The organism is Atrimonas thermophila, assembly GCF_045864955.1.
Taxonomy (GTDB): domain Bacteria; phylum Atribacterota; class Atribacteria; order Atribacterales; family Thermatribacteraceae; genus Thermatribacter; species Thermatribacter velox.
On the sequence record NZ_AP028803.1, the window covers coordinates 1,081,078 to 1,094,209 of the forward strand.

At 45.1% G+C, this 13,132-nt stretch carries 12 protein-coding genes, 7 tRNA genes and 2 pseudogenes; 3 read left to right on the top strand and 18 right to left on the bottom strand.

Annotated elements, in window-relative coordinates; all coding sequences use genetic code 11:
- Positions 1-65 precede the first annotated feature (65 nt).
- The 13 genes and pseudogenes from ACKTT1_RS05615 to ACKTT1_RS05675 all read right to left on the bottom strand — a co-directional run bounded on the left by ACKTT1_RS05615 (position 66) and on the right by ACKTT1_RS05675 (position 8,252).
- A tRNA-Val gene (locus ACKTT1_RS05615) sits at positions 66-140 on the bottom strand.
- A 14-nt stretch (positions 141-154) separates the two neighbouring features.
- Positions 155-230: transfer RNA gene (locus ACKTT1_RS05620), tRNA-Cys, on the bottom strand.
- Between the two features lie 2 nt (positions 231-232).
- Positions 233-307 (bottom strand) — tRNA-Gly (locus ACKTT1_RS05625).
- 8 nt (positions 308-315) lie between these two features.
- Positions 316-391 (bottom strand) — tRNA-Phe (locus tag ACKTT1_RS05630).
- Between the two features lie 9 nt (positions 392-400).
- Positions 401-479 (bottom strand) — tRNA-Asp (locus tag ACKTT1_RS05635).
- Positions 480-568: 89 nt separating this feature from the next.
- Positions 569-1,426: a biotin/lipoate A/B protein ligase family protein gene (locus ACKTT1_RS05640; RefSeq protein WP_412710491.1), complete on the bottom strand. Its 858-nt coding sequence runs from the start codon at positions 1,424-1,426 to the stop codon at positions 569-571.
- On the bottom strand, positions 1,362-1,742 hold the full coding sequence (gene gcvH / locus ACKTT1_RS05645; RefSeq protein ID WP_412710492.1) for a glycine cleavage system protein GcvH: 381 nt from the start codon (positions 1,740-1,742) through the stop codon (positions 1,362-1,364). Before gcvH ends, ACKTT1_RS05640 begins: the two co-directional genes overlap by 65 nt.
- Entirely contained in the window at positions 1,739-2,857 is a 1,119-nt protein-coding gene (locus ACKTT1_RS05650; RefSeq protein ID WP_412710493.1) for an aminomethyltransferase family protein, read from the bottom strand. The genes gcvH and ACKTT1_RS05650 overlap by 4 nt, the downstream gene beginning before the upstream one ends.
- 12 nt (positions 2,858-2,869) lie before the next feature.
- Positions 2,870-4,261, bottom strand: a complete 1,392-nt coding sequence (lpdA, locus tag ACKTT1_RS05655) for a dihydrolipoyl dehydrogenase (protein ID WP_412710494.1) — start codon at positions 4,259-4,261, stop codon at positions 2,870-2,872.
- Positions 4,262-4,265: 4 nt separating this feature from the next.
- A pseudogene (gene gltA, locus ACKTT1_RS05660) lies at positions 4,266-5,677 on the bottom strand (NADPH-dependent glutamate synthase).
- Between the two features lie 39 nt (positions 5,678-5,716).
- Positions 5,717-6,178: a hypothetical protein gene (locus tag ACKTT1_RS05665; protein ID WP_412710495.1), complete on the bottom strand. Its 462-nt coding sequence runs from the start codon at positions 6,176-6,178 to the stop codon at positions 5,717-5,719.
- Positions 6,179-6,182: 4 nt separating this feature from the next.
- Positions 6,183-7,826: pseudogene (gene hcp, locus ACKTT1_RS05670) on the bottom strand (hydroxylamine reductase).
- A gap of 6 nt (positions 7,827-7,832) precedes the next feature.
- Positions 7,833-8,252: an RrF2 family transcriptional regulator gene (locus ACKTT1_RS05675; RefSeq protein WP_412710486.1), complete on the bottom strand. Its 420-nt coding sequence runs from the start codon at positions 8,250-8,252 to the stop codon at positions 7,833-7,835.
- 134 nt (positions 8,253-8,386) lie between these two features.
- Between ACKTT1_RS05675 and ACKTT1_RS05680 the strand changes: the two genes are divergently transcribed.
- Positions 8,387-8,473 (top strand) — tRNA-Leu (locus ACKTT1_RS05680).
- A gap of 206 nt (positions 8,474-8,679) precedes the next feature.
- Complete coding sequence (locus ACKTT1_RS05685; protein WP_412710487.1) at positions 8,680-9,405, top strand: hypothetical protein; 726 nt, start codon at positions 8,680-8,682, stop codon at positions 9,403-9,405.
- A 125-nt stretch (positions 9,406-9,530) separates the two neighbouring features.
- Here ACKTT1_RS05685 and ACKTT1_RS05690 read toward each other — a convergent pair whose 3' ends face one another.
- Entirely contained in the window at positions 9,531-10,502 is a 972-nt protein-coding gene (locus ACKTT1_RS05690; RefSeq protein ID WP_369019395.1) for a class II fructose-bisphosphate aldolase, read from the bottom strand.
- Between the two features lie 202 nt (positions 10,503-10,704).
- Here ACKTT1_RS05690 and ACKTT1_RS05695 point away from each other — a divergent pair.
- Positions 10,705-10,779 (top strand) — tRNA-Val (locus ACKTT1_RS05695).
- 3 nt (positions 10,780-10,782) lie between these two features.
- Here the strand turns inward: ACKTT1_RS05695 and ACKTT1_RS05700 are convergent.
- Genes ACKTT1_RS05700 through ACKTT1_RS05715 form a run of 4 tightly spaced genes read right to left on the bottom strand, consistent with a single transcriptional unit; the run spans position 10,783 to position 13,131 of the window.
- Positions 10,783-10,980, bottom strand: a complete 198-nt coding sequence (locus tag ACKTT1_RS05700; RefSeq protein WP_369019240.1) for a hypothetical protein — start codon at positions 10,978-10,980, stop codon at positions 10,783-10,785.
- 16 nt (positions 10,981-10,996) lie between these two features.
- Entirely contained in the window at positions 10,997-11,401 is a 405-nt protein-coding gene (locus ACKTT1_RS05705; RefSeq protein ID WP_369019239.1) for a hypothetical protein, read from the bottom strand.
- 45 nt (positions 11,402-11,446) lie between these two features.
- Entirely contained in the window at positions 11,447-12,259 is an 813-nt protein-coding gene (locus ACKTT1_RS05710) for a 50S ribosomal protein L11 methyltransferase (protein WP_412710488.1), read from the bottom strand.
- Positions 12,256-13,131: a class I SAM-dependent methyltransferase gene (locus ACKTT1_RS05715; protein WP_412710489.1), complete on the bottom strand. Its 876-nt coding sequence runs from the start codon at positions 13,129-13,131 to the stop codon at positions 12,256-12,258. The genes ACKTT1_RS05710 and ACKTT1_RS05715 overlap by 4 nt, the downstream gene beginning before the upstream one ends.
- Position 13,132: the final 1 nt, after the last annotated feature.

A 13,132-nucleotide genomic window follows, 5' to 3' on the forward strand; every position in this document is an offset into this window, starting at 1 on the left:
TTGCCTGTTCTGTAAATGAAAAAAGCGCCACATCTTATGGTGGCGCCCCTTTTTATACACTTTAATGGTGGGCGACACTGGACTCGAACCAGTGACCTCTTCCGCGTCAAGGAAGCGTTCTCCCTCTGAACTAGCCGCCCACACCAGACTTTTCTGGAGGCGGCACCCGGACTCGAACCGGGGAATGAAGGATTTGCAATCCTCTGCCTTAGCCGCTTGGCTATGCCGCCACTGGAGCGGAAGACGGGATTTGAACCCGCGACCCCCACCTTGGCAAGGTGATGCTCTACCCCTGAGCTACTTCCGCTCGCTTAATGGTGCCGAGACCCAGAGTCGAACTGGGGACGCATGGATTTTCAGTCCATCGCTCTACCACCTGAGCTATCTCGGCACAAACTTCTGGCGGGGTCGACGGGATTTGAACCCGCGATCTTCAACGTGACAGGCTGACGTGTTAGGCCAGGCTACACCACGACCCCGCTCAAGACAGTTAACATTTTAGCTACTTTGCCGCTCTTTGGCAAGTGGTTGAGAAGATTTTTGTGGATTTTTCTTTGACTTTACGGGATTATCTTTCAGTGTGGTAAGGAGATAGGGGTGCATACTTGGTTTGGAAGAGCTCTTCAGCCCTTTTTTGTTCCTCTCCGCTGAGTTCTCCTCTGTACCAGGGCATCTCGAGAGTTGCTGCCAAAGTATTGAGGAATATGTTCGTGATTTCATCTTTTGCTGGCGGTTTGGAGGTCAACTCCTCGAGAGTAATTAAGTTTGACCAGAGTTCCTGTTGGATTTTTTCGCAATTTATAAAACAGCGGGCTATTTCTTCACGATTACCAGATAGGATGAATGAGCCCTGAAAAAGGACTCCTCTTTTCGCTTTTGCCTGAGCTATACCGATTATTTTCTTTCCTTTGATGGTTATCTCGTGTGCAGTGTTCAGAGAAAAACAATAAGGTGAGGCAAAGTAGTTTTTAGAATTATTCTCTGCATCAGGAAACAAACCTATTTTCTGCAGAGTCTTTACCCACGCTTCTTTTAGGGAGCAGTAGAGAACAAGGGGGTTTAGGGTTTCCTTAGGAAGTGGAAGGTACAGACTGAAGGTTATCTCGTTGTCGTGTAGTATAGCTCTTCCTCCAGTAGGACGCCTAACCAAGGGAATCTTCTTTTTCTCAAGGTAAGAAAGGTTTAGGCTGTCCGTTCTCTGGAAACGCCCTATTGAGAGGGTTGGTTCTGCCCATGAGAAAAGCCGCAAAGTGGGAGGGACAGCCTGTTCTATTGTTTCTCCCAGGCTAAGCAAAGCTTCATCCTGGGCCATGTTCCAGAAGCCAGAATTTTTGCCATCAAATATAACTCTTAAAATTAGGTCAGTTTTCCTGGATAAATTTTTTGTACTGGTCTGCAGTGAGTAGTTCACCCAGTTCTTTTTCATCTTCGATTTTGATTTTGGCTATCCATCCCTCGTAAGGTTTTTGGTTGATGGTTTCGGGCTTCTCTTCTAAGGTGCCATTCACTTCCATTATTTCTCCAGAAACAGGAGCATAGAGATTAGACACACTTTTAACCGATTCTACGCTGCCCATTTTTTGCCCCTTTTTAAATTTCTGACCGCGAGAGGGAAGTTCTATGAAGACCACGTCACCCAGCTCACTTTGGGCGTAATCGGTGATGCCACAGGTTACCACATCCCCTTCTCTTTTAACCCAGATATGGTCTTTGGTGTAAAGCAAACCTTCTGGAATGTTCATTTCTCATTCTCCTTTCTCGGAAAAGATGTAATGAAGGGAATATCTACTATCCTGCCTTTTATTTTACCACCCGGAGCTGAGATAATCAGCTCTTCCCCAGGGGAATAACTTTGTTGGTCCAGAAAGCCAAGCCCCAGGATTTTCCTAAACATAAAAGAATAGTTGCCACTGGTAATGTAGCCACAGGGTAGATTCTGGGAACTGTATACAGGATAGCCATAACGGGGTATTTTTCTCCCCTCAATAATTTCTATACCTACCAGCTGTTTTTTGGGTCCGATTTTCCGCTCAAGGTACAGGGAACTTTTGCCTATAAAGTCTTCTTTTCCCCATTCTATAAGATATTCCTTTTTGAGCTCAAGTGGGGTTACCGTTTCGTCGATTTCCTGCCCGTGAAGTGGCAATGAGGCTTCAAAGCGTAAAAGATCCCGAACTCCAAAACCACAGGGACAACCTCCCTGTTCAGTAATCTGCCTAAGCAGAGTTTCCCAGATGTTTCCGTTGTCTATCCCCTGATGCCATATTTCAAAACCGTCTTCGTAAGAAAAAGCACTTCGCATGATCATCAGGCTGTGGTTGGATGCTGCAAGCTTTTTCCACCCGAAACGGGGCAAGGAGTCCAGATTTTCAGAAAAAACTCTTTTCACGACTTCCCGGCTTTTTGGCCCCTGTATGGAAAAAAGGAGACTTCCTTCAGTATGATCTTCAACTTCTATGTCAAAATGATGTTGATTTGCAATATAACTTGTCCATAGAAAAAATTTCTCTCGAGCTCCAGCATTGGTGAATATCAAAAACTTTCGATCTTCGATTTTGTAGATTAAAGACATATCAATAATGCCGCCTCTTATGTTTAAAAAGAAACTCACCTTACCTCGTGGGGAGACTTTTTCTGGAAAGTGGCGGGTTGAAATAAACTCCATAAAAGCTTCCGCATCTTTACCTTGAACTATGAATTTGCCCAGATGGGAAATGTCGAAAAGGCCACAGTTGTTTTTGCAGGTGAAATATTCTTCGCGAATGCTCTTGTAGAAAAGAGGCACTTCCCAGCTTGCAAATCCCCCCATTCTTGCGCCGATTTCAAGATGTTTGTGGGCCAGCGGGAGCTTTCTCAAGAGATACCTCCTTCAGGAAAAGTGCAGTGGAACTCCAAAAACGGCTTCTGCTGCTTCCATGGTTGCCTCAGGAAGGGTGGGATGTGCGTGAATAGTTTCGGCAATCTCCTGGGGAGTACATTCCAGAGCCATGGCTAACGTGGCTTCTGCAATAAGAGAAGACGCTTGCGGGCCAATGATATGTATTCCGAGTATTTCTTTGGTTTTTTTACAGGCGATGATCTTGACAAAACCCTCACTCTCGCCCTCAATAAGCGCTTTTCCACAGCCTCGAAAGGGGAATTTGCCGATACTCACATCAAAGCCTTTCTGGATGGCTTCTTCCTCGGAGAGGCCCACTGAAGCAACCTCGGGTGAACAAAAAACACAATTGGGTACGGCTCGGTAATCCATGTATTTTTTTTCACCCAACAGGTTAGCCACGGCTACTTCAGCTTCTTTATAGGCAACATGGGCCAGCATGTGTCTTCCGTTTATATCTCCTATTGCATAGATGTTGGGTACATTGGTGCGCATGGTTGAATCAGTTTTGGGAATGCCGTTTTCGACCTGTATCCCGGTAGATTCAACGTTCAACCCTTCTAAAAGGGGCTTTCTGCCTGTTGCTACGAGAACCAGGTCGCCCTGTACTTCTTTTTCCTGGCCTTCTTTCTCAAAAGTAACCTTAAGACTCTTTGCTACTTTTTGAATCGCTTTAACTCTGGCTTCAAGGTGGATTTTCATGCCTCTTTTTTCGACCATTTCGGTAAGCAAAGCAGTCACTTCGCTATCAACCGGAGGCAGTATCTTGGGCATCATTTCAATCACTTCTACTTGGACACCAAAAGTGTTAAAAATACATGCTAATTCCATGCCAATAACCCCTCCACCAATGACTACAAGCCTTTCGGGTAAGGAGGGTAAAGATAGTGCTTCTTCGCTGTCGATTACTCCTTCAAGTTCTAATCCCCTAACAGGTGGTAGAGCAGTCTTGGAACCCGAAGCCAGAAAGATAAACCTCGCTTTCAATACTTCCTTGCTCTCATCCGCCTTGGTAACTTCAATCTGGTTACCATCCACAAAACGAGCTACTCCCTGAATAACTTCTGCTCCAGCTTTGCGCAAGAGAAAACCTACTCCACCTGTTAGTCTTTTTACTATCTGGTTTTTCCTTTTGAGGACCTGGTTCCAATCCAGACCCTCATAACTTGCCTTAACCCCAAACTGAGCAGCGTTTTGCACAAGATGCAGCACTTCTTGAGCCTTAAATAAAGCCTTAGTGGGTATACAACCCCGATTGAGGCAAGTGCCCCCTAACTCTCTTTTTTCTATTAACGCTACTTTTAACCCTCTTTGTGCCGCACGTATGGCTCCCGCATATCCAGCTGGACCGCCACCAATCACTAAAAGGTCAAACTCACGCATGTTTTTACCTCCACTGTGGAAATTTATTGGGATCTTTCAGGTAAAGATCTATAGAACGGGCTGCACGCTTGCCTGCACCCATTGCCGAAATGACAGTAGCCGCACCGGTGACGATGTCTCCCCCTGCAAAAACCCCTGGCAAAGAAGTTGCCCCAGTTTGGGGATCAGCAGCAATGTATCCCTTTTTATTGAGGGTAAGTCCCTTTATGGTTTCAAGTAGTAAAGGATTGGGTCCCTGGCCTATGGCTACTACTACTGTGTCTATGGGAATTACAAATTCGGAACCGGGGATAGGCACTGGTCTTCTTCTTCCTGATTCATCCGGTTCTCCAGCTCCATCTGAATACATTCTATTCCGGTGACCCAACCATTATCATTGCCTATAAATCTCACCGGGTTGGTTAAAATTATACAATTTACACCTTCCTCTTCGGCTCTTTCCACTTCTTCTACTCGAGCTGGCATTTCTTTCTTGGTTCTGCGGTATACCAGGCATACTTCTTCTGCTCCGAGCCTCAAAGCACAGCGTGCTGCATCCATAGCCACGTTTCCTCCCCCGATGACTGCCACTCTTCTGCCTATTTTGACTGGAGTATCAAATTCTGGAAAAAGGTAAGCTTTCATCAAGTTTGTTCTGGTCAAAAACTCGTTGGCTGAATATATACCATTGAGATTTTCGCCTGGAATGTTAAGAAAATAAGGTAGTCCGGCCCCAGTACCAATAAAGAAAGCCTCATACCCTTCTTCTTTCAAATCGTCGATAGTTAGAGTTTTTCCAACTACGCAGCTCAGCTCTATTTCCACCCCAAGAGAGCGCACATAGTCGACTTCCTGAGCAACGATGCTCTTAGGCAAGCGGAACTCGGGTATTCCGTAAACCAGAACTCCACCTGGTGCATGTAGAGCTTCAAAAATGGTAACCCGATAGCCCATCTTTGCGAGGTCTCCCGCACAAGTCAAGCCGGCAGGACCTGAACCGATAACAGCTACACGATGTCCATTCCAGGAAGGAACCGAGGGTGGTTGGATACCTTTTTCACGTTCATAATCAGCTACAAAACGCTCTAAATAACCGATGGCAATGGGTTGTCCTTTCTTGCCAAGAACACATTTTTCTTCGCACTGGGTTTCCTGAGGACATACTCTTCCGCAAATGGCTGGCAAGCTGTTTTTTTCCTTGATTTTGGCAATTGCGGCTTCAAAGCGTCCTTCGGCAACCAGTTTGAGAAAACCAGGAATGTCTATTTCCACAGGGCAACCCTGCACGCACTGTGGCTTCTTGCACTGTAGGCAACGTTTTGCTTCTTCAACCGCTGCCCATTCGGGTAATCCGAGAGGCACTTCTTCAAAGTCTTTTATGCGCTCCTTTGGAGGGCGCTGAGGCATTTTGGGACGACCAGAAAGTCTATTCTGCATAGTGTGCTTCCTCCTTTGCTCTGGTTGCCAGATACTTTTCTAAAGCGCGTTTTTCTTCTTCGAGGTAAATCCTTTGACGAGACAGAAGCTCGTCAAATCAACAGCATGCCCATCAAAGATAGGTCCGTCGACACAGGTAAACTTGCACTGTCCATTTACACTAACTCGGCAGCAACCGCACATTCCGGTTCCATCAACCATTATGGGATTTAAACTGACCAGAGTAGGCACTCCATGTTTTTTGGTCAACAAACTGGTCATCTTCATCATCATAACTGGGCCAACGGCTATTACCAGGTCTACTTTTTCTTGTTCAAGAACTCTTTCCAGAACGGTGGTTACAAATCCCTTTTCTCCATAGCTACCGTCATCGGTGGTTACGTAGAGCTTCACCTCGAGTTGTCTAAAAAGTTGGACTTGTCTTTCTTCTTTGCTGACTACTATTGATTCCACAGGAGACAGGTTTCCGTTTGGAGTTCTGTCTCCTGGGATGCTGGTCAACGGATCATCCGAGTATTGCTTTCAAATCTTCTTCGGGCGTAGTTGTTGAAGAAGATTAAACTGCTCCTTTAAAACGTTGTATACTGCCGGTTTTACAAATGCAGGCATGCTGGGTCCAAGTCGAATATTTTTTATGCCCAGATGTAGAGAGGGTTAAGAGTATGGCAACCGCTTTTTGTTCATACCACGACAAAATAAGAGAAAGAGGTAGTTCATTTACTCCTACCCGAAAAGCTTCTGAAAGAGCCAAGGCAATCTGGATGGCAGAATAAGCGTCATTACACTGTCCCACATCAAGCAAGCGGGGAATGCCTTCTATGGTACCGAAATCAAGCTTATTAAAGCGGTATTTTCCACAGCCAAAGTGAGGATTACGCAATCCTGGGGGACCATCTGAGCGAACTGGGTATAGTAATTGCGCCCTGGTTTCGCTCCATCGCATCCACCTATGAGGAAGAAGTGCTTTATTTTGCCCTGTTTGACCGCTTCAATAACTTTGGGGGCAACGCTTAAAACCGCATTTCTGGCAAAACCTACGGTGATAGACTTTTCAGGTTCGTCCTGTTCAAACCCTGGTAGAGAAAGCGCTTTTTCAATAACCGGGCTGAAGTCGCGGTCGCTAATATGCACCACACCGGGCCAGCCTACAGGACCACAGGTAAAGATTCGGTCTTTGTAGCTTTCCCTTGGTTTCTGAATACAGTTGGTGGTCATGAGAACTCCCGGAAAGGCATCAAATTCTCTTTGCTGATTCTGCCAAGCACTTCCATAATTGCCTACAAGATGGGGATATTTCTTTAAGCCAGGGTAGCCGTGGGCTGGTAGCATTTCGCCATGGGTATAGATGTTTGCCCTTACCCTGAGTTTGTTGCAATAGTGCTTCAAGGTCAACCAGGTCATGACCTGAGACCACTATGGCTTTACCAGCTTTGGGAGTGATGCGCACTGGTGTAGGTTGAGGGTGGCCAAAGCGTTCAACGTGCCCATTGTCTAAAAGTTCCATAGCCTTCAAGTTCCATTTACCTACTTCTAAAGCTTTGGAAAGCAGTTCTTCCAGAGAATAGTTGTTACGAGTTAAGAAATCCAAGGTTTCATAGAAAAAGTCGTACAACTTTTGGTCCTCTTTGCCAAGAATCCGGGCGTGATGGGCGTATGCTGCGATACCTTTGAGGCCATACAGAACACAGTGTTTAGCCCCAGCAATTTCTTCACCAAGGCTTTCTATGTCTTTCTCGAGACTGAATGCTTCTCCTCTCCGTACCATTTCGGAAGTGTCCCAATTTTCTTGAACTACGAACCTAGCTGGTCCCTCTAAATTTTCCGGAGCAAGACCCTGTTTTCTGCAGGATTCTTCATAAAGTGCCTGTGCTCGTTCTTTTATTTTGTTCGCTTTTTTGATTCTCTCTGCAAGTTGTTGAGGATCAAAATCAACGTTGGTGAGGGTTGCAAAGAGTGCTTCCAAAGCAAAGTGGTCGATTTCTCTGTCCTGCAAACCATTTCTCCTTGCTCTCGTCATATACTGCCCTATTCCTTCCAGCAAGTACACCAGTAAATCCTGCAAAGATGCCACTTCTGGGTCCTTGCCGCATACACCGAATGCGGTACATCCTGTACCCTGTGCTGTTTGTTCACATTGATAACAGAACAATTTCGCTCACCTCCCATTATTTTTGAACTTAAAATTGGCGAGAGAATAGGATGCGAAAAATTCGCCAAACATTCTTCCTATCTCGCCAACCAAATTTCCCATTATACATTTTTTGAATGGACAGTCTTGCTTATTAAGAAGACAAGCATTAGGACTAAATTTGCCTTCTATGGCTTCGTATATTTCGAGAAGATTGATTCTTTGGGGTTCTTTAGCAAGTGTTATGCCTCCCTTCGGTCCTCGCTTCGATTTGACGAGACCCGCTTTATGAAGTCTTTGAAGCACTTTTGCCAGGTGATTTCTGGATACCCCTATTTGTGAAGCGAGAACACTGACTTGCTGGGGCTCTGGATGCGCTTGCGCAATTTTTACCATGCTGTGCAAAGCTATTGCAGTTGCCTCTTGCATCTTGAAGGGATGTGCCATGTCCTTTTCACCTCTTTTAGGTATTTTAATACTTAAATACTTGAATTGCAAGAGCGTTGGAAAAGATTTTGGATTGCTCACTGGAGCGAGACGTCTTGACAAAGCTTTGTTCCATGATATATTTATGAGTGCGTGCCGAAGTGGCGGAAATGGCAGACGCGCTGGAATCAGGATCCAGTGGGTGAAAACCCGTGGGGGTTCAACTCCCCCCTTCGGCACCAGTCTGTGGTCTCCTCACGAAGTTGAGCTTTCCGGATTTTTCCTCAATGGTTATTCACTTTGGTTTCCTTTGCTGGAGTTTTTGAGTCAAGTGGGAATTTCCAAAATGTTTATTAGTTTTCATGGTTTTTGAACTCCAGTCGAGTTTTTGGTGCTTACTCTTTGGTGTATAATTTTCAAAAAACGCTGGGTTTTCTGTGGAGGGCGTATGAAAAAAACTTTGTTTCCTGTGGTCATGGTTTTATGTTTGGTGTTTTTATCTGGTTGCAGGTGGTTTGCTGACAACCCGATGTTTCCCACCGCCAAGCTACGTATCGAGATAGAAATTCTTGACGAAAGCGGCTCTTCAATTTCCACAGGTTCGGTGGGCATTATTTCGAGAACCAGCATAGAATCTCAGAGTGCTACGAGTTCCAGTTTTATCCAAAGTTCCGGTCAGGAAACAACCACGAGTACACAGGAAGGGACCACGGAAGAATCAAGTGAATCCCAGAGTGCTACGTACACTGATACCTCCTCAGTTACTCAGGAGGTATCAGTCATTTTTGCTCGTTCGGTTCAATTTACCTTTTATCCCCTTAATAAGGTGGGTGCAGAAATCACCAGATGCCGTATATATTATTACGATGCGCAGGGTAACCACATTCCTTCTCTGGAGCGTTATTTCTTTGTTTATATCCTGGTTCCTCCCTTGGAGGATGAAGGCTCAGAAGGGGTATCATGGACTGTCGAGATTTTTTCAAACGAGGTGCAGAACTATTTTTCTTCGCATGGCATAACTGCAGGTCAGGCCCTGCTTGTATTTGAAGGTGAAGACAGTGCTGGACATGCAGTTTCTTACCGTACTTCGGTGAACATTTCGGCGGCTATGCCTGATACTGAGGTTGCGGTTCCTGAAGTCAGTAGTTCTTCCAGCTGTCAAAGCTGCCAGTAAAGCAAAACTTGAATTTCTGAAAAAGACAGGCAACTCGTTTTTTGTCTCAGGTTTTTTTAAGAAGTACTACAAAGGGTTTTTCACATCAAAAAGGCCTGGCGACACCAGCCAGGCCTTTTTGATGATTAAGCCTTACCAGCGCTACCCAGCAATTCGCATTTTCTTATGTACATCTTCTTGAGTTCTTCTCTGGCTGCTCCAAGGTATTTTCGAGGGTCAAACTCGGCAGGGTTTTCAGCAAGATATTTGCGAACCATGGCTGTGAAAACCAGGCGCCCGTCAGAATCAATGTTGATTTTGCAAACAGCCGACTGGGCTGCTCTTTTAATTTGGTCTTCAGGAACACCTACTGCGTTTTCGAGTTTTCCGCCGTATTTGTTTATGATTTCCACATACTCCTGGAGCACGGACGAGGCTCCATGGAGAACAATGGGGAAGCCAGGGAGTCGTCTTTCTATTTCTTCAAGGATATCAAAACGCAACTCGGGAAGTGGTTCACCTGGTTTAAGTTTGAACTTATAGGCCCCATGGGAGGTACCTATGGAAATCGCCAGGCTGTCTACACCAGTTCTGGAGACAAAATCTTCAACTTCTTCAGGCTTGGTATAGTGACTTTCCTCTGAGGAGACGTGTTCTTCAATTCCAGCCAGCACACCGAGTTCCCCTTCGACTGTAACGTCATGAGCATGAGCATATTCAACTACCTTTTTGGTAAGTGCTACGTTTTCTTCGTAGGGGAGATGAGAGCCGTCGATCATAACATTGGAGAAACCGTTATCTACACAGGCTTTACAGAGCTCGAAGGAGTCCCCATGATCCAGATTAAGCGCGATGGGAATATTGCTACCCAATTCGCGGGCCATCTGGACTGCTCCCGGTACCATATAGCGCAGAAGAGTTTGGTTGGCGTATTTGCGAGCGCCCTTGGAAATCTGCAGTATAACTGGGGAGTTACACTCCACGCAGGCCATGATTATAGCCTGGAGCTGTTCCATGTTGTTGAAGTTATAAGCAGGAACAGCGTATTTTCCTTCCATGGCCTTTCGGAACATCTCGCGAGTGTTAACCAGACCGAGCTCACTGAAATGCACTGCCATATCACATATCCCCTTTTCTATCAAGATTTCCCCCTTTTTGCAGGGAGATAGCTGTTTGCAACACAACGTTTTATTTTACCATTTTGTTGCGGAAAGTCTACTTTTCGATAGCAAGGATTAGAACCAATAGCTATGTGTTTTTGAGTGGTATTTGGTTGACACAGGTTGGGGAGTTGCATATAATGCTTATAGACACTCAAGTGCGCGGTTAACTCAGCGGTAGAGTGCCATCCTCACACGGTGGAAGTCGCTGGTTCGAATCCAGCACCGCGCACCATTTTTATTGACATTGCTGTTTCTTTTCTGCTTTTTCAATTTCTCGGTCTATGGCAACCCGCATAGCTTTAAGCAATTCTATTCGAGCTTGAGAAAGGTGCTTTTTTACTTCGTCATCGACCAGGGGTCCGAAAAACTTTTCGATAGGTCCAAAAAGTAATTCTTCAAAAAGCTCCTTACTTTTTCCGGAACGCTCTTCCATCTTTTACCCTCCCTTCTTAAAGATGACGTTTCACAAGTTCTTCTGCCTCTTTCTGTCCTTTAATGGCCTCAAAATCAACTACAAAGGCACCTCGCGATTCCATATGCCCCATCAGGCGGCGTAAGGCCTTGTCGGTACCAAAGAGTGCAGATTTCACATAAGCGACTGATTTTTTCCCTTCCATCCCGTTGGCTCCCTGCAGAAACTTAACAACTTCTTGAGAGATTTTCCCCCCAAAGAAACTGGTTATCGTTGCTCCCACCATAACTAAGTCGAAAGGCCTAAAGCTTATGGGCGAAGAAAGATTCTCAACTTCTATTGCTTTTACCGTATGGCCGGATTTTTCAAAAAGCGCTATCATGTATTTAGTGATATTTACCAGGCCTTGGTCTTTAGTAGAGTACACAAAAGCAATTCTCAAAGCACAGACCACCTCACTGTTTTGGGACTTCAATATTATTATAACTTACTTCCTACTCTTAGAAAAAACCATGGTTACCCAGTTGTTTTGAACGGCGCGGTCTGTTTCTTGAAACCCTAAAAGGTTAAGCTTGTAGCACACTTTCTGTATGTCTTTCCTTTCAAACCCTGAGACTATAAGCAATCCCCCAGGAACAAGTTTTTCCTCAAAAAGAGGTGCATTTTCAATGATAAAGTTGGGACCTATATTTACCACCAGGAGGTCAAACTTGCCCCTCACATCGGCAATGCTGCCGAGCTTAAAATCAATTTTTTGGGGATGAATATTGTTTAAGGCGCAGTTTCTTTGTAATTCTTTCTGGGTCAGGGGGTCTATATCTAAAGCGACTATCCTGGAGGCTCCTATTTTGGAAGCAAATATGGAGAGTATTCCTGACCCCGTTCCCACATCGAGGAGAGTATTCCCTTTTTTACAGTATTTCTTGAGCATTCTAATACACCACAAAGTGGTGGGGTGATGACCGGTGCCAAAAGCGAGTCCGGGGTAGATAACCAAATCTATAACAGCCCCGGTTGGCCCTATCCAAGGAGGACGAATAGTAATGTTTTTCTCAACCCAAACTACTGGGAATTTCTTTTTCCAATAGTTTTTCCAATCACTTTCCGGTTCTTCAGTTTCTTCAAGATGCTTTACAAGGTTTGTTGGTAAGTCGTCCAGAGTTTTTTGTTCTTCAAGGTAAACAATTATTTTCTCTCCATTTTCCCACAAACCACCTATCGCCTTTCCTTGAAAGAAAAGGTACAGGAGCTCGCGAGATACATCATCCTTCGGTATGATAACGAGTTTGCGCCACTTCACTGCTTTCTCCCCTGCTTGCGGTGTGCTACGATTAAGATTCCGGAAGCTGACCTGGCACCTATGCCCAAGACTTCAATTTGGGAATCGTACTCTAAGGAGATTTTTAAGAACTCGCGGTATAGGTTTGCATCCTTAGACAATTTACGGAGTGTTTTCGGGGACAACATGCGGGCTAAAGTACCTGTGGCCACCAAGCGCTCAATTGCGAAACCATTGGTCTCTACCATGCTAATTACTTCCTGAGGCAAAAACCCGTGCAGGGGAGGAAAAATGAAATAGGACAGAAAGGGCATTTTCCCTTCCAGGGAGTTTAAAAATGGCGGATGATCCCAATTGCCGGTTTTCAGAAATTTCATGCTGATTTCCAAGGATTTATGAAAGCGGAGCTCTGTTTCTATGAATACCGGAAGTTGGCCCAAACGATTGACCACTGAAATGATGAGCATTTTTTTGCTCACTCTGGCCAGTTCTTTCAGAGCCTTTTCGTGTTGTGGATAGGCATAGGATACAGGTGCATCCAGAGAGATTACCAGGTCAAACTTTCCGTCCTCAAAAAAAGAGAGGTCCCTGATATCACCTTCTATAAAACGGATGTTGCTAATGCCCTTCTTCCGAGCTTCATCCTGAGCATCCTTGAGCATTCGCTTTGAGATATCCAGGTGGTAAACTTCACAACCCCTTTCAGCAAGGAGTAACGAGTACCTTCCATATCCTCCGCCTGCATCCAGAACAGTCATACCTTCTTGTAAAACTCTTTCTATCTCAAGCCATACTAAATCGGTATGGATCTTTTTTTCTAAGTTCCTGTCCCTTCGCTTCTCTTTGGCGACGTGGTGGTTCCAAAAATTTTTGTGAAGCTCGGTTTCTCTCATG

Excerpts from the sequence above, each read along its gene's own strand:
- ACKTT1_RS05690 (WP_369019395.1), bottom strand. The coding sequence starts at position 10,502 with ATGGCAGTGCATTTCAGTGAGCTCGGTCTGGTTAACACTCGCGAGATG.
- ACKTT1_RS05700 (WP_369019240.1), bottom strand. The coding sequence starts at position 10,980 with ATGGAAGAGCGTTCCGGAAAAAGTAAGGAGCTTTTTGAAGAATTACTT.
- ACKTT1_RS05675 (WP_412710486.1), bottom strand. The coding sequence starts at position 8,252 with ATGGCACATCCCTTCAAGATGCAAGAGGCAACTGCAATAGCTTTGCAC.
- ACKTT1_RS05715 (WP_412710489.1), bottom strand. The coding sequence starts at position 13,131 with ATGAGAGAAACCGAGCTTCACAAAAATTTTTGGAACCACCACGTCGCC.
- lpdA (WP_412710494.1), bottom strand. The coding sequence starts at position 4,261 with ATGCGTGAGTTTGACCTTTTAGTGATTGGTGGCGGTCCAGCTGGATAT.
- ACKTT1_RS05640 (WP_412710491.1), bottom strand. The coding sequence starts at position 1,426 with ATGAAAAAGAACTGGGTGAACTACTCACTGCAGACCAGTACAAAAAAT.
- gcvH (WP_412710492.1), bottom strand. The coding sequence starts at position 1,742 with ATGAACATTCCAGAAGGTTTGCTTTACACCAAAGACCATATCTGGGTT.
- ACKTT1_RS05685 (WP_412710487.1), top strand. The coding sequence starts at position 8,680 with ATGAAAAAAACTTTGTTTCCTGTGGTCATGGTTTTATGTTTGGTGTTT.